Annotated in this window: 22 protein-coding genes and 1 tRNA gene; 21 read left to right on the top strand and 2 right to left on the bottom strand. The window is 38.5% G+C overall.

The features are described from left to right. The first annotated feature begins 25 nt into the window (after nt 1-25). The 20 genes from cccB (at nt 26) to AC3WSO_RS20435 (ending at nt 17,352) form a co-directional block, all read left to right on the top strand. On the top strand, nt 26-343 hold the full coding sequence (gene cccB, locus AC3WSO_RS20530; protein WP_492533305.1) for a cytochrome c551: 318 nt from the start codon (nt 26-28) through the stop codon (nt 341-343). A 260-nt stretch (nt 344-603) separates the two neighbouring features. Beyond that, the gene (gene hprK / locus AC3WSO_RS20525) at nt 604-1,539 is read left to right on the top strand and encodes an HPr(Ser) kinase/phosphatase (RefSeq protein WP_349661884.1); all 936 of its coding nucleotides are present in this window, start codon (nt 604-606) and stop codon (nt 1,537-1,539) included. 52 nt (nt 1,540-1,591) lie between these two features. Next, the gene (lgt, locus tag AC3WSO_RS20520) at nt 1,592-2,413 is read left to right on the top strand and encodes a prolipoprotein diacylglyceryl transferase (RefSeq protein WP_492533303.1); all 822 of its coding nucleotides are present in this window, start codon (nt 1,592-1,594) and stop codon (nt 2,411-2,413) included. Between the two features lie 12 nt (nt 2,414-2,425). After that, nucleotides 2,426-3,067 carry a pyrophosphatase PpaX gene (gene ppaX / locus AC3WSO_RS20515; protein WP_492533301.1) on the top strand — a complete coding sequence of 214 codons (642 nt, stop codon included), beginning with the start codon at nt 2,426-2,428 and terminating at the stop codon, nt 3,065-3,067. Between the two features lie 4 nt (nt 3,068-3,071). Beyond that, entirely contained in the window at nt 3,072-3,614 is a 543-nt protein-coding gene (locus AC3WSO_RS20510; RefSeq protein ID WP_492533299.1) for an acyltransferase, read from the top strand. A gap of 751 nt (nt 3,615-4,365) precedes the next feature. Beyond that, nucleotides 4,366-5,538, top strand: coding sequence for an ATP phosphoribosyltransferase regulatory subunit (locus tag AC3WSO_RS20505; protein WP_492533297.1), 1,173 nt, complete (start codon nt 4,366-4,368; stop codon nt 5,536-5,538). Further along, nucleotides 5,531-6,154, top strand: coding sequence for an ATP phosphoribosyltransferase (gene hisG, locus AC3WSO_RS20500; protein ID WP_386831538.1), 624 nt, complete (start codon nt 5,531-5,533; stop codon nt 6,152-6,154). Before AC3WSO_RS20505 ends, hisG begins: the two co-directional genes overlap by 8 nt. 61 nt (nt 6,155-6,215) lie before the next feature. Next, the gene (gene hisD / locus AC3WSO_RS20495; RefSeq protein WP_492533295.1) at nt 6,216-7,490 is read left to right on the top strand and encodes a histidinol dehydrogenase; all 1,275 of its coding nucleotides are present in this window, start codon (nt 6,216-6,218) and stop codon (nt 7,488-7,490) included. 4 nt (nt 7,491-7,494) lie between these two features. After that, nucleotides 7,495-8,094 carry an imidazoleglycerol-phosphate dehydratase HisB gene (hisB, locus tag AC3WSO_RS20490; protein WP_492533293.1) on the top strand — a complete coding sequence of 200 codons (600 nt, stop codon included), beginning with the start codon at nt 7,495-7,497 and terminating at the stop codon, nt 8,092-8,094. After that, on the top strand, nt 8,091-8,723 hold the full coding sequence (gene hisH / locus AC3WSO_RS20485) for an imidazole glycerol phosphate synthase subunit HisH (RefSeq protein ID WP_492533291.1): 633 nt from the start codon (nt 8,091-8,093) through the stop codon (nt 8,721-8,723). The genes hisB and hisH overlap by 4 nt, the downstream gene beginning before the upstream one ends. Next, nucleotides 8,717-9,478, top strand: a complete 762-nt coding sequence (hisF, locus tag AC3WSO_RS20480; protein WP_492533290.1) for an imidazole glycerol phosphate synthase subunit HisF — start codon at nt 8,717-8,719, stop codon at nt 9,476-9,478. Before hisH ends, hisF begins: the two co-directional genes overlap by 7 nt. After that, nucleotides 9,475-10,092, top strand: a complete 618-nt coding sequence (gene hisIE, locus AC3WSO_RS20475) for a bifunctional phosphoribosyl-AMP cyclohydrolase/phosphoribosyl-ATP diphosphatase HisIE (RefSeq protein WP_492533288.1) — start codon at nt 9,475-9,477, stop codon at nt 10,090-10,092. Before hisF ends, hisIE begins: the two co-directional genes overlap by 4 nt. A gap of 90 nt (nt 10,093-10,182) precedes the next feature. Continuing rightward, nucleotides 10,183-11,706, top strand: coding sequence for a tetratricopeptide repeat protein (locus AC3WSO_RS20470; protein ID WP_492533286.1), 1,524 nt, complete (start codon nt 10,183-10,185; stop codon nt 11,704-11,706). 167 nt (nt 11,707-11,873) lie between these two features. Next, nucleotides 11,874-12,818: a thioredoxin-disulfide reductase gene (gene trxB / locus AC3WSO_RS20465; RefSeq protein WP_492533284.1), complete on the top strand. Its 945-nt coding sequence runs from the start codon at nt 11,874-11,876 to the stop codon at nt 12,816-12,818. A gap of 416 nt (nt 12,819-13,234) precedes the next feature. Then, nucleotides 13,235-13,702 (top strand): 8-oxo-dGTP diphosphatase, encoded by a 468-nt coding sequence (locus tag AC3WSO_RS20460; protein ID WP_492533282.1) that lies wholly within the window; start codon nt 13,235-13,237, stop codon nt 13,700-13,702. Between the two features lie 9 nt (nt 13,703-13,711). Then, nucleotides 13,712-14,605, top strand: a complete 894-nt coding sequence (gene rapZ / locus AC3WSO_RS20455; RefSeq protein WP_079563768.1) for an RNase adapter RapZ — start codon at nt 13,712-13,714, stop codon at nt 14,603-14,605. Nucleotides 14,606-14,609: 4 nt separating this feature from the next. Beyond that, complete coding sequence (locus AC3WSO_RS20450; RefSeq protein ID WP_492533280.1) at nt 14,610-15,584, top strand: gluconeogenesis factor YvcK family protein; 975 nt, start codon at nt 14,610-14,612, stop codon at nt 15,582-15,584. A 74-nt stretch (nt 15,585-15,658) separates the two neighbouring features. After that, on the top strand, nt 15,659-16,606 hold the full coding sequence (gene whiA / locus AC3WSO_RS20445) for a DNA-binding protein WhiA (RefSeq protein WP_079563766.1): 948 nt from the start codon (nt 15,659-15,661) through the stop codon (nt 16,604-16,606). Between the two features lie 95 nt (nt 16,607-16,701). Further along, on the top strand, nt 16,702-16,959 hold the full coding sequence (locus tag AC3WSO_RS20440; RefSeq protein WP_053485816.1) for an HPr family phosphocarrier protein: 258 nt from the start codon (nt 16,702-16,704) through the stop codon (nt 16,957-16,959). Nucleotides 16,960-17,154: 195 nt separating this feature from the next. Beyond that, nucleotides 17,155-17,352, top strand: coding sequence for a hypothetical protein (locus tag AC3WSO_RS20435; RefSeq protein WP_492533278.1), 198 nt, complete (start codon nt 17,155-17,157; stop codon nt 17,350-17,352). A gap of 21 nt (nt 17,353-17,373) precedes the next feature. Here AC3WSO_RS20435 and clpP read toward each other — a convergent pair whose 3' ends face one another. Next, the gene (gene clpP / locus AC3WSO_RS20430; protein WP_079563765.1) at nt 17,374-17,964 is read right to left on the bottom strand and encodes an ATP-dependent Clp endopeptidase proteolytic subunit ClpP; all 591 of its coding nucleotides are present in this window, start codon (nt 17,962-17,964) and stop codon (nt 17,374-17,376) included. Between the two features lie 468 nt (nt 17,965-18,432). On the opposite strand from clpP, the gene AC3WSO_RS20425 reads away from it, so the two are divergent. Next, nucleotides 18,433-18,507, top strand: a tRNA-Arg gene (locus tag AC3WSO_RS20425). 430 nt (nt 18,508-18,937) lie between these two features. On the opposite strand, the gene AC3WSO_RS20420 is transcribed toward AC3WSO_RS20425, so the two are convergent. Next, nucleotides 18,938-19,552 (bottom strand): spore coat protein, encoded by a 615-nt coding sequence (locus tag AC3WSO_RS20420; protein ID WP_197141590.1) that lies wholly within the window; start codon nt 19,550-19,552, stop codon nt 18,938-18,940. Nucleotides 19,553-19,561 lie beyond the last annotated feature (9 nt).

The following is a 19,561-nucleotide window of genomic DNA, read 5'->3' as shown; positions in this document are numbered from 1 at the left end:
TTATTTACTTTGAGGAGGGTCCCTAATGAAAAAGGCAATGTTAACTTTAGCGATTGGTTCAGCAATCTTCTTAGCTGCTTGTGGTGGAGGTAAAACGGTAAATGAAGGTTCAAAAACTGCTGCTCCGGATGGCGAAACAATTGCAATGAAATCTTGTATTACTTGCCATGGTGGTGAACTACAAGGCCAAGGAAATGCACCAAAAATTAATGATGCTGGCTCTCGTTTTTCGGAAGCTGAACTTTTAGATGTTATAGAAAATGGTAAAGGTTCAATGCCTCCTGGTGTTGTTAAAGGCGAAGATGCAAAAGCAGTTGCTAAATGGTTGGCAACTCAAAAATAAGATGATCATCAAACTAGCGGGGCTGGAGAACCGCTAGTTTTTTTATGTGCAGAAGTTATTAGTGATGTAGACAGAGTGTAAATATAGTTCTTTTAAACTTAGACATGCTAAAATAAAGTGAAGCTGGAATCAGTAAGCTGATTGCTAGTTAAACCAATCGGGTGAATATAGTTAGTTAATTGTCACGAACAGTGGAAATTTTACTGACTGTTAACACAGACAAAACATATTCAATTCCTTTGAATGGAGGCTACAAAACATTGGTCGTAGTATTAACAAGAGACGTTATGGAGAAATTTAAGTTAGAATTGTTAGCTGGTGAGGAAGGAATAGGAAGAACGATTGTTACGAGTGATATTTCAAGACCGGGGCTTGAAATGGCGGGATATTTTACGCATTATCCTGCAAATCGAGTGCAATTGCTTGGAAAAACAGAACTTTCATTTTTTGAAATGTTACCTGCAAATGTGAAACTCGAACGCATGCGTCTACTATGTTCGCAGGATACGCCAGCTATAATTATTTCTAGGGATTTAGAGGTACCGAAGGAACTTATACAGGCGTCTAATGAAAAACATGTACCTGTATTTAAAACACATATGACAACAACGAAATTTTCGAGTAGACTAACAAACTATTTAGAAGGTCGCTTAGCACCAATGACTGCTGCTCATGGAGTTTTAGTTGATATATACGGCATCGGTGTACTCATTATCGGAAAAAGTGGTGTTGGGAAAAGTGAAACGGCACTTGAGCTTGTTAAGAAGGGGCACCGTTTAGTGGCTGATGATTGTGTAGAGATCCGTCAAGAGTCAGAGAACTTTTTAATTGGTAGCCCACCACCTCTTTTAGAACATTTACTCGAAATTCGAGGCATTGGTATTATCGATATTATGACCCTTTTTGGAGCAAGTGCGGTACGTCCGTACAAGCGAATTACATTAGTGATCGAATTAGAAATATGGGATCCAGAAAAAGTATATGATCGTCTAGGTTTAGAGGAAGAGAAAATGAAAATCATTGATACAGAATTAACGAAGTTAACGATTCCTGTAAGACCTGGACGAAATGTGTCTGTTATTATTGAAGTAGCAGCAATGAATTATCGTTTGAAAAAAATGGGTGTTAATGCAGCCGAAGAGTTTTCTAGAAGATTAGATGAAGTGATTTCATCAGCGGATGAATTAGATGATTAATTGTTCGTTAATAGGATACAATAGCCTATATGATAGATGAGAGGAGTTTATGATGGATTTATTATTATTAGATATTAATCCGATTGCTTTCCATTTAGGACCTATCCCTGTTCGTTGGTATGGATTACTAATTGTATCGGGTATTATTTTAGCTTATATTGTTGGACAAAGAGAGGCTGTTAAGAGGGGCCTACCGGAGGATTTTCTTGCGGATTTATTACTATGGGCTGTTCCTATATCCATAATATGCGCACGTATTTATTATGTAGCGATGCGTTGGGATTATTATAGTGAAAACCCGGGGAAAATTATTGAAATTTGGAATGGTGGTATCGCTATTCACGGTGCACTTATTGGGGCATTTTTGACAGGTTACATATTCACTCGAAGAAGAAATATAAGCTTTTTACGAGTAGCAGATATTGCGGCACCGAGTATTTTAATTGGACAGATAATTGGACGTTGGGGAAATTTTATGAACCAGGAAGCTTATGGTGGTCCAGTATCACGTGAATTTTTAGAACAATTAATGTTGCCAGATTGGATTATTAATCAAATGTACATTGAAGAATTAGGAACTTACGCACATCCTACTTTTTTATATGAATCCATTTGGAACTTCATTGGGCTAATTATTTTACTAGTATTACGCAAAGTAAATTTAAATCGTGGGGAAATATTCTTCAGTTATTTAATTTGGTATTCAATCGGTCGATTCTTTATAGAAGGTTTGCGTACAGATAGCCTGTATTTAGTAGGGGATTTACGTTCAGCTCAGGTTGTTTCGATAATAGGCATTGTAGTGGGTCTTGGTGCGATTATTTACCGTCGTATAAAAGTAAAACCCGCAGTGAAATATTTAGATAATAAATAGGGGGTTCGAAAAGTGACTGTAAAAGCATTACTATTTGATTTTGATGGTACATTACTCAATACAAATGATTTAATCATTCAAACATTTATGCATGTTTTAAACGAGCGATTTCCCGGGCAATATTCGCCAAAAGATTGCCTAAAGTTCCTTGGACCATCCCTAAAACAGACATTTAGTGACATTGCTCCTGGTGAAGAGGAAGCAATGATTACAAAGTATCGTGAATATAATGAAGCGCATCACGATGAGCTTGTCACTCAATATCCTGATGTGGTCTCAACTTTAGAGCAATTAAAGGATATGGGCATCAAATTAGCGATTGTGTCTACAAAGCGTAATGGGATGATTGACCGTGGATTATCTGTACTAGGAGCAAGTCATTTATTTGATATCCGTATTGGCACGGATGATGTTAAAAATGTAAAGCCTAATCCAGAGCCTGTTTTGCTTGCGCTTGAACGCCTTGGAGTAAACAAGGAAGAGGCCATTATGATTGGTGACAATTCCCATGATATTGAGGCAGGACATAACGCTGGAGTTAGAACAGCTGGTGTCGCATGGGCATTTAAAGGTGAGGAATACTTACAGCAATTCAAACCGGAATATATGTTGCATCATATGACGGATTTATTTGAAATTGTGAAAGCGGGGTAAGTAAATGGCACGTAAAACAGAACGCTATCGTGTCGAAGGAGCAAACTCGCTTTGGAATATTTATGACACGGTGTCCTTTTGGAAGGTGATGAAGTGTTTCATTGTCATTCAAATTGGACGCTTCACACCATTTTTACGTGTGAAAAACTGGTTGTATAGAACTTTTTTAAAAATGGACATTGGTGAACAAACTTCCATAGCTTTAATGGTTATGCCAGATACAATGTTTCCGGAACGTATTCACATTGGTGACAATACCGTTATAGGCTTCAATACGACAATTTTGGCGCATGAATATTTAATAGAGGAATATCGTCTAGGGGATGTTCGTATTGGCAATGAAGTAATGGTTGGTGCTAATTCAACGATACTACCAGGTGTAACGATAGGTGACGGTGCGATCGTGTCTGCTGCAACCCTTGTACATAAGGATGTGCCAGCAGGCTGTCTAGCAGGTGGCAATCCTATGCAAATTATTTATTCAGCTGAACAGATGGCGGAACGAAAACGCAATGAAGTAGTAGAATGGTGCACGCCAAAAAAATAAAAACATCGAAACTGTGCAAGCTTTGCTGTGCACAGTTTTTTTTGAAAAGGTATTGTGAAATGAAGGGATCATATTAAATTCGGCAAAACGTCCACTACTAAGTTTGTATCTTTTGAAATGTCACTCTGATGTATAGTGATAAAACGAAACTTTTGCAACAAGTGTTTCCTATGCAAAGTGAAGTCTATTCTGTTCGATTAAGGGAGTAGTCATGGTGTTCATTTTTTAATAAAACTTATAAAGGTTCTACACTATCGCTGATTGGAGTGGAAGGCTACTCGACTCCCGTGGGAAGGCGAGACAGGCGAGACCCTGAGGCCAACATGATGTTGGTCACGAAGGCATTGTCACAGGACGTGACGCATTTAGCCTTTGTTCCTTTAGCGGAGGAAGCGGCTCGACGCTCGCCCACTGGAAAGCGAGTAACCTGGAACGGAAATCACTCGCCATAAAATTCATATAGATTTCCTTGACGATTTTATTTTTCAATACCTTAAACTGTGCTAGCCCTCACTACGCACAGTTTTTTTGTCTAAAGATTTATTAGTTTAAGAAGGAAAAAGCTTACTCTGTTGATTAAAGTTTAAATTTTTTTATTTTTAAGTATAATTAACAGAATAATCAGTATTGAAATTATTCGATAATTTCACGGAGTTGCATTGACGGAAAAGAAGAAATAAGTTAGAATTCTTTCATAATCTAATTCTCTAGCACTCTAGTGAGTTAAAGTGAATCGTAAGGAAGTGTCAAAATGTCGTCGATTAAAATGTTTGAAAAACCACTTGGAATGCGCGATACATTTCCGCAAATATTCGAAAAGGTAGAGACTGTTAGAAATACTGGACGAGACTTTTTATGCCGAAGAGGCTATGAATTTATTAAAACACCTGCAGTAGAGTATTTCGATACAGTCGGTAAAGCATCTGCAATAGCCGATGCGCATTTATTCAAATTAGTAGATAGTCAAGGCAACACTTTAGTATTACGACCTGATATGACAACACCGATTGCACGCGTGGTAACCTCAAAACTATTAAAAGAGATGATCCCAGTACGTCTCGCTTATTTTGCTAGCGTCTTTCGCGCACAGGAAGCGGAAGGTGGGCGTCCGGCAGAATTTGAACAAATGGGGATCGAGTTAATTGGAGACAATTCTGTATTTGCTGATGCTGAAGTTATTGTGACAGCTATGGAGTTATTAAAGCATTTTGGATTAGTGAATTTTAAAATGACGATCGGTCATGCAGGTATATTAAATTGTATTTTACAAGATTATACAGAAAGCGTAGAACAACAAAATATACTGCGAGCACTCCTTGTGTCACGTAATTATGTAGGATTTGAAGAAGCGGTGGAATCATTTGATTTACCTAAAACAAAATCCGATGCATTACTGCAATTTATTGAGGAAGCTATGCATGTTAAAGAAATTCAAGATATTGAAAAATACGTACGGAAAAATGACGCATTAGAATATATGCAGCAGCTCGCTAAACTACTTGAAATTGCAGACTTAGCTGATTATGTAGCCTTTGATTTTACACTTTCTAGTCATATGAGCTATTACACAGGCATGTTATTCGAAGTGTTTGCTACCGGCAGTGGTTTTCCATTAGGCAATGGGGGACGCTATGACGGATTACTGGAGGTATTTGGGTCAAAAGTAGGTGCTACAGGATTTAGTATTCGCGTTGATCGCTTATTAGAAACACTGGATGGGCAGTCTGTTGAACGACAAGAAGCTACTGTCGTGTTATTTGAGGAAGAACAATTTGAAGAGGCAATTGTAAAAGTAAAAACGCTACGAGCAGCTGGTAAACAGGCAACCTTGCAGTTAAGGAGTAGCCTTGTTGAAGAAGAAGCATTTTTAGCACACTTCACAGAAGTAGTGATTGTGGGACAGGGGGACGTTGACGGTGAATGAATTAACGATTGCTATGCCGAAGGGACGCATTTTTGACGAAGCATACGAGATGCTTTTAGAAGCCGGCTTTAATTTACCAGAAGAAGTCGAAATGTCCCGTAAATTAATGCTTGAAATTCCAGAAGAGAAAATTCGTTTCATATTAGCAAAGCCAATGGATGTGCCTGTGTATGTTGAACATGGTGTAGCGGACATTGGTATTGCTGGGAAGGATGTTTTGTTAGAACAGCAACGCGAAGTGCATGAGTTACTGGATTTGAAAATAAGTACTTGTTATATAGCTTCAGCAGGCTTACCTAATACGACAATGAATGAAATTGCACCAAGAATAGCGACAAAATATCCTAATATTGCAATGAAATATTATAAGGGTATTGGCGAGCAGGTTGAAATTATTGAGCTAAATGGTTCGATTGAATTGGCACCCATGATTAGCTTAGCAGATCGAATTGTCGATATTGTTTCAACCGGTCGTACGCTGAAAGAAAATGGCTTAGTGGAATATGAATTTATTACCGACGTATCATCACGATTAATTGCCAACCCTGTAAGCTATCGCATGAAGAGTGACCGTATTATCGATCTCGTGAAACGTTTAAAGAAATGTGTTAAATAAATTAAGCCTCCTTTGGAAGGGGCACCTATATGAATACCTAGATTTAAAGGAGATTAATCCTATGAAAATAGTAAAGCTAGAAAAAGGTATTTCCTTAAAACGACCACTGGAAGGTGGAAATGAAGAACAGTTAAAGGTTGTACGCCAAGTATTGAAAGATGTTCGTGCACAAGGTGACGCAGCCATACGTTCTTATACTGAAAAATGGGATGGTTTTGCCCCTAATCATTTACGCGTAACGAAGGAAGAATTAGAAGAGGGCGCTAAAACAATTGATCAACAGCTTTATGCTGATTTAACAGAAGCCGCTCAAAATATTCGCCTTTATCACGAGCAGCAAAAGCGTTCAGGTTATCGCATGGAGCTTGCAGATGGTTCATGGCTTGGACAACGAATTACTGCTCTCGATGCAGTAGGTCTTTATGTTCCAGGCGGTACAGCAGCATATCCGTCTTCGGTCTTGATGAATGTGATTCCTGCACAAGTTGCTGGTGTCAATCGTATTGTGATGACATCTCCAGCAGGTCGCGATGGAAAATTACCTCCAGGTGTACTTGCGGCAGCGCATATTTTAGGGGTAGAAGAAATATATAAAATCGGTGGTGCTCAGGCGATTGCGGCTCTTGCATATGGTACAGAGACAATTTCTCCCGTTGATAAAATTACAGGCCCAGGAAATATTTTTGTAGCATTAGCAAAACGTGAAGTATTTGGTGAGGTAGCAATTGATATGATTGCAGGCCCAAGTGAAATTGCAGTGCTAGCGGATGATACAGCATTTGCTGATGAAATCGCGGCCGATCTTTTATCACAGGCGGAGCACGATAAATTGGCTTGTGCCATTTTAGTAACGACTTCTGAACAATTGGCTAAAAAAGTAGCCGATGAGGTGGAGAAGCAATTAACGATTTTACCGCGTGAAGAGGTAGCTCGAGCATCGATAGAAAACTTTGGTGCCATTTATGTGGCCGATACGTTGGCAGATGCCATAGATGCGATTAATTCGCTAGCACCTGAGCATCTAGAAATTGTCACAAAAAATGCTGAGGCTGTAGCGGAGCAAGTACGACATGCAGGTGGTATTTTCATCGGTCGTTATAGCTCAGAACCAGTGGGTGATTACTTTGCAGGGACAAATCATGTTCTACCAACGAATAGCACGGCACGCTTTGCAAGTGGTTTAAACGTTGATGATTTTGTGAAAAAATCGAGCATCGTCTTTTATAGTGAAAAAACTTGGGCAGAAAATGCACCGAAAATTGCACGTCTGGCACGTATGGAAGGCTTAGAGGGTCATGCCCGTGCAGTCGAATCGCGAGGATGGGAAAAGGAGTAGTACTATGACTGAAAAGAAACGATATGCAAAAGTTGAACGTACAACCAATGAAACACAAATTTCGGTTGCCATCAATTTAGATGGTGAAGGAAAGGCGGATATTGAAACGGGTGTTGGCTTTATGGATCACATGCTTGATTTATTTATCAAACATGGGCTTTTTGATGGGACGATACAAGCGAAAGGTGATACCTATATAGATAATCACCATACAACAGAAGACCTCGGAATTGTATTAGGCCAAGCTATTCGTGAAGCGCTCGGTGATAAAAAAGGAATAAAGCGTTACGGGACAGCATTTGTGCCAATGGATGATGCGCTTGCACAGGTCGTTGTGGATTGCTCGAATCGTCCGCACTTAGAATATCGTGTGCCACCATTGAAGGAAAAGGTCGGTAGTTTTGATACTGAATTAGTACATGAATTTTTGTGGAAGTTTGCACTTGAGGTAAGGATGAATGTTCATGTCATCGTACCTTACGGACAAAATACTCATCATATTATCGAAGCTATTTTTAAAGCATTAGCACGTGCCATTGACGCAGCGGTAGAAATTGATCCACGTGTGAAAGGTGTACCATCGACTAAGGGGCTGTTAACGTGAAAATAGGTGTTCTTGATTATGGAATGGGGAATTTATTTAGTGTTGAACAAGCCTTAAAACGTCTTGGCTGTGAGGTCATTGTCACATCTGACGAGACTGAGCTAGATGCAACAGATGCGCTGTTGCTTCCTGGTGTTGGGGCATTTCCAGATGCCATCAAACGTTTAGCTGAAACGAATTTAGATCGATATTTACAGAAGGTGAAAGCTGAAAATCGACCACTTCTCGGAATTTGCTTAGGCATGCAATTATTATTCGAGCAAAGTGAAGAAGTGACCACTACGCAGGGTTTAGGCTTTTTTAAAGGAAGCATTAAACGATTTAGTGGTGACAATGCAGGGCAGAAGTACCGAGTACCGCATATGGGATGGAATGAGCTCGTAGTAACAGAGCGACCTTCATGGTTAAAGGGTGAAGGGACGGCAAGACATGTTTATTTTGTGCATTCATTTTACGCGACAGATATTGATGAAACGGAGCTCGTCGCTTATGCGAATTACCATGGTATTAAAGTTCCTGGCATTGTTTCGAATCGCTCGATTACGGGCATGCAGTTCCATCCCGAAAAGTCAGGTGAACTAGGTATGTATTTATTAAAGGAGTGGTTGGAGGGGGTGGCCTCATGTTAACAAAGCGCATTATTCCATGTCTTGACGTGAAAGAGGGACGTGTTGTAAAAGGTGTACAGTTTGTGTCATTACGTGATGCGGGTGACCCAGTAGAGCTTGCGAAGTTTTATGATGGGCAAGGGGCAGATGAGCTTGTGTTTCTAGATATCTCGGCATCACATGAAGGTCGTGAAACAATGGTGGATGTCGTCCGACAAACTGCAGCTACATTAGCCATTCCATTCACAGTAGGTGGTGGAATCCGGACATTAGATGATATGAAACGCATTTTACGTGTAGGTGCTGATAAAGTATCCGTGAATACTTCTGCATTAGAGCGACCGGAGCTGATTAAAGAAGGTTCTGATTTTTTTGGCGCACAATGTATTGTTGTCGCTATTGATGCCCGCTTTAGTAAGGAAGATGCTACATGGATGGTGTATACGCATGGAGGCCGAAACAAAACAACATGGAAGGCAACTGAGTGGGCAAAGGAAGCGGTTCGCTTAGGTGCTGGTGAAATTTTATTAACGAGTATGAACCAGGACGGCGAGAAATCAGGTTTTGATTTAGCCTTAACAAAAGCTGTGAGAGAAGCTGTGACAGTTCCTGTTATTGCAAGTGGCGGTGCAGGGAATGCTGACCATTTTTACGAGGTGTTAGCTGAAGATGTCGATGCAGATGCCGCACTTGCCGCATCTATCTTCCATTACAAAGAAACGAGCGTAGCACAAGTAAAAGAGTACTTACGTGAAAAAGGAGTGGCAGTAAGATGATGGACAGCATTAAATTTGATGAAAAAGGTCTTGTCACTGCAGTTGTACAAGATGCGAATACAAAAGAAGTACTAACTGTAGCGTATATGAATAAAGAATCGCTAGAAAAAACACTTGAATCGGGAGAAACATGGTTCTACTCACGTTCACGTCAAGAGCTCTGGCACAAAGGGGCAACTAGTGGTCATACACAAAAAGTTGTATCAATTAAAGCTGACTGTGACGGTGATGCATTAGTCGTGGAAGTAATTCCTGCTGGCCCAGCTTGTCATAATGGAACAACTTCTTGCTTTACAGAAATTATTCAGCAAAATGCCAAGGTCGGATCTGTTGAGATTATTTCTAAACTTGCCAATGTTATTGCGAAGCGTGAGCAAGAGATGCCAGAAGGGGCGTATACTACATATTTATTCGATAAAGGGATCGATAAAATCTGTAAAAAAGTTGGAGAAGAAGCAACTGAGGTTGTTATAGGTGCTAAAAATCGCGATACAGAAGAAGTAAAATGGGAGGCTGCCGATTTAATTTACCATCTACTCGTGTTACTACAAGAGCAAAAAGTAAGCGTTTATGACGTGTTACATGTGTTAGAAAAACGTCATGAGGAGAAATAACGGCATATTGCTTATTGTATGTTATAATAGAAGTTACTGTGTAAAGGAACGTATGATACGTTCCTTATTTCTTGTTTCGGAGGAAATGTATTGGAAAAGAAACGTCAAAAAGAGAATCAAACGAATATAGTGTCGTTCATTCCAACAGGCGACTATTATTATAAAAAATCAATTCAAGCAATGAATAGCGGACAAATGAATAAAGCCTATAAATATTTACAGCGAGCAGTTGATTTAAGTCCTGATGATCCAATGATTTTATTGCAGTTAGCGATAGTAGAGTTAGAGGGTCAACGTTTCGAGGAAGCGTATGATCTTCTTCGTCGTGCCTATCAGATAGATAAAGAAAATCCGGAAATTATTTTTTACATGGCAGAGGTTTCAGGATGTATCGGTATTATACAGGATGCTAAACGCTTTGCAGAGCAATATTTAGAAATAGAGCCAGAGGGTGCTTATGCTGATGAAGCTGCTGAGATATTAGACTTTGTTGATATTGAGCAGGATGACTTTGAAGAGCTTGAAGGTTCTGCTGAAGATTTATATCGGCAGGAGCAAGCAAGACGTTGTATGGAAAAGGGAGATTTCCCTGAAGCTATTAATATGCTAGAAGAGTTAATTGAAGATAGACCAGATTTTTGGTCAGCTTATAACAACTTAGCCCTTGCCTATTTTTATGTTGGTGAAGCAGAACAGGCGAAGGTGCTTCTAAACAATGTATTACGTGAAAATAAAGGGAATTTACATGCACTATGTAATTTAACGGTTATCGCGTACTATGAAAAAAATGAAGAAGATTTAAAAGATCTTTTAGAAGTACTTGTGAAAATTCAGCCATACTTATGGGAACATCGCTATAAGTTGGGTGCAACATTAGCGCTCGTTGGACAATATGAATTAGCATTTAAATGGTTGCGTAGCATGCAAAAAAGAGGCTATGTAGGCGATGCTGGCTTTTACTTTTGGTTATCTCATGCAGCTTATTTCTCAGGACATGAAGAAATATCAAAGAGTGCATGGGAGAAATTACTTGAGCTAGATCCTGAAAAAGAAGGCTTTGAACCTTGGCGCCAAGAAGAAAACACATATTCACTGGATGCATTAGAACACGACCGTGATTATATTGTGGAGAAGCTGGAGAGCGATTATACAAGTGAACGCATATTTGGGTTATTTTTACTAAGTTGTACAGCGCATAAACAGGAAATTATCGCACATCCCAAATGGATAGATGTTGACCAATGTAATGCGTATGAAAAGCTGTTCCTAGCTTATGCACTAGGACATCAATTTGATATGAAAAACAAAGTAGAGGCTAGCTTTATACGAGCAGTAAGTGTGTCAGAAATTTTACTTGAACAGTATGGTAAGCTGACGACATTAATTGCACCGATGTTCCAAATGTGGTTTGTACTTTGTGAGCAAGCATTGATAAACAATTATCGTTTCACAAATCCAGCGGCTATTGCAGGAGCAAATGACTATTTATTCCGCTCTTCTCGTAATCTCAAGGTGACAAAAAAAGAGATAGCTCAGCAATACGGAGTATCCGTGTCAACTTTATCGAAGTATATTGATGAAATTTTAATGTTTTTACCAAGTACGAATAATTAGACTTTGAGCAACATAGTTGAATAACTTTTTACTTTCACATACGATGAACATACTGAAGTTATTATCAATGGAGTCTTGGCTGCGTCCGAGGCATTATCTACATTCAGTAGGTGTTTGTGCATCTACTGAATGAAGGTAAAAAAGTATTTGTTTAGGGGGAAGTATTTATGTCAGAAGAAAAAATTTATGATGTTGTAATTATTGGTGCAGGTCCGGCTGGTATGACTGCGGCTGTTTATACATCACGTGCCAACCTTTCAACTTTAATGATTGAACGTGGGATCCCTGGCGGACAAATGGCAAATACAGAAGAAGTAGAAAACTATCCTGGATTTGATACAATTTTAGGGCCTGAGCTATCAACAAAAATGTTCGACCATGCTAAGAAATTTGGGGCAGAATATGCGTATGGCGATGTAACTGAAATTATTGATGGTGAGGAATATAAAACAATAAAATCAGGTGCTAAAGAATATAAAACACGAGCAATTATTATTTCTACAGGTGCGGAATATAAAAAAATGGGTGTGCCTGGCGAAAAAGAACTTGGTGGTCGTGGTGTCAGCTATTGTGCAGTATGTGATGGTGCATTCTTCAAGCAAAAAAATCTTGTTGTCGTAGGTGGCGGGGATTCAGCTGTTGAAGAAGGCGTTTATTTAACTCGCTTTGCTGATAAAGTAACTATTGTGCACCGTCGTGATAAATTACGTGCACAAAAAATTCTTCAAGATCGTGCCTTTGCTAACGAAAAAATTGATTTCATTTGGAATGCAACAGTCAAAGAAATTAATGAGGCTAACGGTAAAGTTGGAAGTGTAACATTACAATCAACTGTAGATGGTGCAGAGTCTGATTTTGCTGCTGATGGCGTATTCGTATACATTGGTATGCTTCCATTAACAAAACCATTTGAGTCTCTAGGTATTTTAAATGATGCTGGTTATATTTTGACAAATAATAATATGGAAACGACAGTACCAGGTATCTTCGCAGCTGGTGATGTACGTGAAAAATCACTTCGTCAAATCGTTACAGCAACAGGTGACGGAAGTATTGCAGCACAAGCGGTACAGCATTATGTGGAAGAATTATTAGAAAAAATTAATGCTTAAAATGGAGCACTCCTAAAGTTTTTTCGAATGGATCATCACCCACGTTATGGGTATGATCCTCTTGATTAGTTTTTAAGGAAAAATATACAAATTTAATACGGTCTTAATATAGTTGTAACTTGAATGACATATAAAAGGTGTAAGATAAAAAGTGTAATTAGCAATCCCCCTTTTATTTTGTTGAGTAGGTTGTTTCCGCCAAATAAGGTGGAGCAACCTATTTTTGTTGTAAGCGGAAATTTTGAATTTTTTTGTGGCAAAGTTTCATATGCTTGAATAGAGGTTAAAAAATAGGTTTCCACACATGTATCGGTGAAGTAAAATTGCAATGCGCCTAAAGTTTAGAATTGAGGACAAACCTTGTTTAGTCTTGCTATAATAAAAGGAAGAACGTAAAAGTGATTAGAGGTGTGCCTATGCAAAGAATTGCAAATTTAATAGCCATAAAAGACGATCAAGTATTATTACTTCAGAAGCCGAGACGTGGCTGGTATGTAGCTCCTGGCGGTAAAATGGAGAGTGGTGAGTCGATTTATGAGGCTGCTGTCCGTGAATTTAAAGAAGAAACAAATGTCACACCTATAAATGCTCATTTAAAGGGTGTTTATACGATGATTATTAAAGAAAACAATGTGGTAGTGGACGAATGGATGCTTTATACGTTTGTTGCAAAGGATATAGAAGGCATACCGTTTAAAGAAACTAGAGAAGGCAAACTCGCATGGCACCCAGTAGAGGACTTGAAACATTTGCCAATGGCTGAAGGTGATCGAACAAACTTACAATTTGCTATCTCACAATCAGGCATTCAGTACGGTACATTTGAATATACGACTGATTTTGAATTACTTCATGAGAAAATACAAATATCAATAGAACAATAAAGGAGCTGCATGACAGTGGTGGTTGAAGACCTAAAAGGTAAACATGAATTAGTTATTATTACAGGAATGTCTGGAGCTGGGAAAACAGTAGCTATTCAAAGCTTTGAAGATTTAGGGTATTACTGTATTGATAATTTACCACCAGCGTTACTCACAACATTTTTAACCCTACTAAGGGATTCGGGTAAAAATATTACACGTATAGCAGCTGTCATGGATATGCGTGGCGGCGACTTTTTTGATTCTCTTATTGGCGCCCTCGACCATATGCTTAAAGAAGGCGATATAGTTGCACGAATTTTATTTTTAGATGCAGATGATGCAACGCTAGTTAGACGTTATAAGGAAACAAGACGTGCACATCCTTTGGCTGCAAATGGATTGCTATTAAATGGCATTAAACGAGAACGTAATCTTTTATCGGAAGTAAAGGGACGCGCTAAATTTGTTTATAATACATCTAATATGAAGCCAAAAGAGCTACGTGAAAAAATCGCAAAAGAATTTGCAAATGATGCCAATAATATATTCTCAGTAAATATTATGTCTTTTGGATTTAAACATGGTATGCCGATCGATGCCGACTTAGTGTTTGATGTCCGTTTTTTAAAAAATCCATATTATGTAGAGGAGTTACGTCATAAAACAGGATTACAAACCGAGGTATCTTCTTATGTGCTAGCACTTGAGGATACGCAAACACTCATTCAAAAACTGACGGATTTGTTTGAATTTATGATTCCACTTTATAGACAAGAGGGCAAATCACAACTTGTCATTGCTTTTGGATGTACTGGAGGACAGCATCGCTCAGTAACATTAGCGGAATATTTCGGGGCATATTTAGCTGGGAAGGAAAATACCGTTATTGCGCATCGTGACATCAATCGTAGAAAGGATTGAGTAAATGGGAAAGAAGCGAACAAAGCTTGTTGTAATAGGTGGTGGCACAGGGCTTTCTACCCTGCTACGAGGCCTCAAGCATCACCCATTTGATATTACTGCAATTGTTACAGTAGCAGATGATGGTGGTTCTTCAGGACGCTTACGAGATGACTATGATATTCCACCACCCGGTGATGTCCGTAATGTTATCGCAGCGTTATCGGATGTTGAGCCGCTTGTAGAGCAAATGTTTCAATATCGATTTTTAGCATCGGAAGATTTACGTGGTCATTCATTAGGTAATTTAATGCTGACAGCTTTAACAGATATTACTGGTGACTTTAACCATGCTATTAGTGAAATGGGGAAGGTTTTAAAGGTGCATGGCCGCGTCATACCAGCAGCTAATAAAAAGATAAATTTACATGCCGAACTTGAGGACGGTTCTATCATTGAAGGTGAATCTAAAATTCCCTTGGCTAAAAAACGAATTAATCGAGTTTTTTTAGTGCCTGATAACGTGCAACCGCTACCAGAGGCTATTCGAGCAATCAATCGTGCCGATTATATTTTAATTGGTCCGGGAAGTTTATATACGAGTATCATTCCAAACCTTCTTGTAAAAGAAATTGGAGAAGCTGTTATAAAGGCAAAAGGAAGAAAAATTTACGTTTGTAATTTAATGACTCAAAAAGGTGAAACCATTTCCTATACAGCCGGTGATCATGTTAAAGCTATATATGACCATGTTGGAGATGCCTTCATTGATTCAATTTTAGTAAATGATGTAAAGCTTCCTCATCCTGTAAAAGAGCTTTATAAGGAAGAGTGTGCTGAGCCAGTAATGTTCGACGTTGCCAAGCTCGAAAGTATGCGATTAGAGGTAATTCAACGAGATATTGCCACGATTCGTCCTGATGGAATGGTTCGTCATAATGCGGCAAATGTTGCGGAATGGCTTGTAGATTACGTAAAAATCTATGAGGCAAAAAGTTAGTGAATTATAAAGCGCTTATTGTATATGATAAGATGGCATATACATAGAACAAAAGGTTGAAAGGAGGGCGTGATATGTCTTTTGCTTCTGAAACGAAAAAGGAATTAACTCAAATAGAAGCGGACAATCATTGTATGAAAGCAGAAGTATCTGCCCTAATTCGTATGAATGGTTCATTATCTTTCGCTAATAAGCAGTTAAGCTTAGACGTACAAACTGAAAATGCTGCAATCGCAAGAAGACTTTATACGATTATGAAAAAGCTGTATCCATATAATGTAGAGTTACTTGTTAGAAAAAAAATGCGTTTGAAAAAAAATAACGTATACATTTGCCGTGTTAGAGAAGGTGCGCGTGAGCTACTAATTGATTTAGAAATCATCTCAGACGACTTTCAATTTAATCATACTATTTCTCGCGAGCTCATTAAAAAGGGTGGCCAAAAAAGAGCATATTTACGAGGAGCATTTTTAGCTGGAGGCTCTGTCAACAACCCAGAAACATCAGCCTACCATTTAGAAATTTATTCATTATATAAAGAACATGGCGAGGCTTTAATGGATTTGATGAATGAATTTGAGCTAAATGCAAAAACAATTGAACGAAAAAAAGGCTTTGTAACTTATTTAAAAGAAGCTGAAAAAATTTCTGATTTCCTTAATATCGTTGGAGCTCATCAAGCAATGATGAAGTTCGAAGACGTCCGCATATTACGAGATATGAGAAATAGTGTTAATCGCATTGTTAATTGTGAAACAGCGAACTTAAATAAAACAATAGGTGCCGCATTACGTCAAGTAGAGAATATCCGATTTATTGAAAATTCAATAGGTCTCGATCAATTACCAGAAAAACTTCGTGAAATAGCGCGATTACGAGTAGAATATCAAGATGTAACACTGAAAGAACTTGGTGAAATGGTATCAAGTGGAACGGTTAGTAAATCAGGTGTCAATCATCGTTTACGGAAAATTGATGAGATTGCCGATGCATTAAGAAGTGGCGAAAAAATTGGTGGCTAAATTTTCATACTTTTCAGGTACGTGTTGTTCTTTTGCTAGTAAGTAAGGTAAGATAAAAATAATAAGATGAACGGTAGTAAAGGGGAGTTTTAAGAATGACCGAGAGAAGAGTCCATGTAAAATTAAAATTAGGACTACAAGCTAGACAAGCTGCGCTATTTGTACAAGAAGCAAATCGCTTTAGCGCAGATATCTTTCTTGAGAAAGACGAGAAAAAAGTAAATGCTAAATCCATTATGGGTGTTATGAGCTTAGCTATTGCAAAAGGAACGGAAGTTGTCCTTAGCGGTGATGGTAACGATGCTGAGCAAGCGGTTACAGCATTAGCAGCCCTAATCGAAAAAGAAGATTAATAAAACACATAATGCATATTGTAGAAACTGTCCAAAAGGTAAAACTTACATATTGGGCAGTTTTTTTGCGCTTTCGCATTGAATAAGCAGGTCCTATTTTTTGTTGGATATTTGTACAACTTAAAATGAAGGACTATGTTATCCTGTACAAGATTAAGGGGATGGGTAGTAGAGTTGGAGCGATGGGAGGAAAGGGTGAAGTGGCAGAAAGAAAAGATAAAGCGACGGATAGAAATACTGAAGTCGTGGATAGAAACGCCAAAGTCGTGGATAGAAACGCCAAAGTGGCGGATAGAAGAGTCAAAATCGTGGATAGAAACACCAAAATCGTGGATAGAAGAGCCGAGTCAAGGGGGACCCGTCAAAGTAAATAAAAAAGACATTCAGGAATAAACCTGAGATGCCTTTCGTTTTTTATTTACGGTCGTTGCGATCCATAATTTGGTCGATTAAGCCGTACTCTTTTGCGCGCTCAGCAGTCATGAAGTTATCGCGGTCTGTATCTCTAGCAATGACTTCAAGTGGTTGACCTGTGCGTTCTGATAAAATACCGTTTAATTTTTCACGTAAGAATAAAATACGTTTTGCAGCGATTTCGATTTCAGTTGCCTGACCTTGTGCACCGCCTAGTGGTTGGTGAATCATTACTTCAGCATTCGGTAATGCGAAACGTTTACCTGGTTCACCAGCTGCAAGTAAGAAAGCACCCATAGATGCTGCCATACCGATACAAATTGTTTGAACTTGTGGCTTGATAATTTGCATTGTGTCATAAATTGCCATACCAGCAGTGATTGATCCACCTGGTGAGTTAATATAAAGAAAGATATCTTTATCTGGATCTTCTGCTTGTAGGAATAGAAGTTGAGCAACAATTGAGTTAGCAACGTTGTCGTCAATTGCACTTCCTAATAGGATAATACGGTCTTTTAGTAGTCGTGAATAGATGTCGTACGCACGTTCACCACGACTTGTTTGTTCAATAACTGTAGGAATTAAATTCATGTTAAATCCTCCTTGGAAAACTAAATTCGAATACTTTTGCTGAAAACTTCCATCGTATTCAGCTGTATCCTTATCATACACATTATAGTCAGGGAAGGTCAAATATTAACCCTGTTAAAGTGAAATAAATTAAAATAATTTCGCCTTGCGTTAATTGTAGCAAACGCTACGCTTTTACGTAGATAAATAATGCGTCTGAAGTCCATGCATTAAATTCCTTTCTAATGCGTGACATACACTGGTGGCTACATTTTATTTACTAGGTATTTTGACACTTACTGAATAAAGATAAAAAAAAGTTTAAATGTTTTACATTCTATAGTTGAATTATGAGCAATACGTTTGTATAATGAATAAGGTCATAAGTTAAAGTACAGTACACTATTTTGTCAGGTATGCTTCAAATGAGGATTATCTACATCATGCTTTTTGTAAAGCCTAGTGGGTACTTTTTTTTTGTGCTCAATTGCCCTCGTGGTGTAATGGATAACACGTAAGATTCCGGTTCTTGCACTGGGGGTTCGATTCCCTCCGAGGGCGCCATTTTACTGATTATTTGATATATTTTTATAACTCGAATTCTCCTAATAAGTAGTTTAGCAGCCTGCTTAGTGGAGAAAGAGAGGGAAATTAATGGGAATATTACCTAGTAGGCATTATTCCCGTATCTGTTCCTTTCAAACCTTCAAAAAAGCAACAACTCCAAATTATTTTTTAGTGAACATACTGTACGTGAAGACTAGTTATACTAGTCGAAAAAAAGAATCCTTTCTGAGGGGATTCTTTTTTTTGCAAAAAAAGTAACATATGCAATGGGTTTTGACTGTGGAGCTAGAGATCGTGTTTGGCTATTGGTTGAAGAGAGAAGCTTTTTGTAATGGGCAAAACGAGCAAGAAAAATTTATAGTTGATTAAATAAGAGCAGCCCCTTGTGATGATACATCACATATGGGGCTGCTCTTGTTTTTTATTATTAATGTAGGGGATTTGTTGTAGTGTCGAACGAATTAAGCATCGTATGCATATCTTGTTGAGAATATTGTGGTACTTGGTAGTAGCCATGCATATTTTGGTAAATAGATAATTCGTATGCCATTTCAATGCAGTTGGGAATACTATCAGCAACAACGCGTCGAACTACAGGGTTTGTAGTTTCAGTTGCGGCAGCAGTCATACATTTTGCTGCCCCTTTTTGAGCACCTAATAGGAAGCCAGAAATTGCTTCGTCGTTGAGCTCGCTTGCATTTTGCATAGGCTTTTTAGGTTGGCCAGGATTTAATCCATATTTAAAATTATTTCCTGTCTCCATTTGATAGCGTCCTGTAGGTACAGAAGGATCATGCCCTGTTTTAAATGATTCCACAATTGTATTATACATACCTAATGTGAAATTATATTGGCGATCCAAAATGCTAAGTAACTCCGGATCCTTAACATGTTGACGTAAAAAGATGGATTGATTCATTCCAGCAATAATTTCGCCAATTGTTTCATGCATGTCCATTACTTCATGTCCACCATGATTTAGGCTTTGTTGCTGGTTGAATGATGTTTGGTTTGATGATTCATTTTGAAACGATTGTGTCAAAAAAAGCGC

The sequence above is a fragment of the Lysinibacillus sp. EB106-09-02-XG168 genome (assembly GCF_058791475.1).
This window is presented reverse-complemented; position numbering and strand designations above follow the sequence as displayed.

Coding starts and splice junctions, on each gene's coding strand:
- AC3WSO_RS20510 (WP_492533299.1), top strand. CDS start 3,072: ATGGCACGTAAAACAGAACGCTATCGTGTCGAAGGAGCAAACTCGCTT.
- hisF (WP_492533290.1), top strand. CDS start 8,717: ATGTTAACAAAGCGCATTATTCCATGTCTTGACGTGAAAGAGGGACGT.
- lgt (WP_492533303.1), top strand. CDS start 1,592: ATGGATTTATTATTATTAGATATTAATCCGATTGCTTTCCATTTAGGA.
- hisIE (WP_492533288.1), top strand. CDS start 9,475: ATGATGGACAGCATTAAATTTGATGAAAAAGGTCTTGTCACTGCAGTT.
- hisB (WP_492533293.1), top strand. CDS start 7,495: ATGACTGAAAAGAAACGATATGCAAAAGTTGAACGTACAACCAATGAA.
- whiA (WP_079563766.1), top strand. CDS start 15,659: ATGTCTTTTGCTTCTGAAACGAAAAAGGAATTAACTCAAATAGAAGCG.
- clpP (WP_079563765.1), bottom strand. CDS start 17,964: ATGAATTTAATTCCTACAGTTATTGAACAAACAAGTCGTGGTGAACGT.
- AC3WSO_RS20505 (WP_492533297.1), top strand. CDS start 4,366: ATGTCGTCGATTAAAATGTTTGAAAAACCACTTGGAATGCGCGATACA.
- cccB (WP_492533305.1), top strand. CDS start 26: ATGAAAAAGGCAATGTTAACTTTAGCGATTGGTTCAGCAATCTTCTTA.
- hisD (WP_492533295.1), top strand. CDS start 6,216: ATGAAAATAGTAAAGCTAGAAAAAGGTATTTCCTTAAAACGACCACTG.
- trxB (WP_492533284.1), top strand. CDS start 11,874: ATGTCAGAAGAAAAAATTTATGATGTTGTAATTATTGGTGCAGGTCCG.
- AC3WSO_RS20440 (WP_053485816.1), top strand. CDS start 16,702: ATGACCGAGAGAAGAGTCCATGTAAAATTAAAATTAGGACTACAAGCT.
- rapZ (WP_079563768.1), top strand. CDS start 13,712: ATGACAGTGGTGGTTGAAGACCTAAAAGGTAAACATGAATTAGTTATT.
- AC3WSO_RS20460 (WP_492533282.1), top strand. CDS start 13,235: ATGCAAAGAATTGCAAATTTAATAGCCATAAAAGACGATCAAGTATTA.
- AC3WSO_RS20450 (WP_492533280.1), top strand. CDS start 14,610: ATGGGAAAGAAGCGAACAAAGCTTGTTGTAATAGGTGGTGGCACAGGG.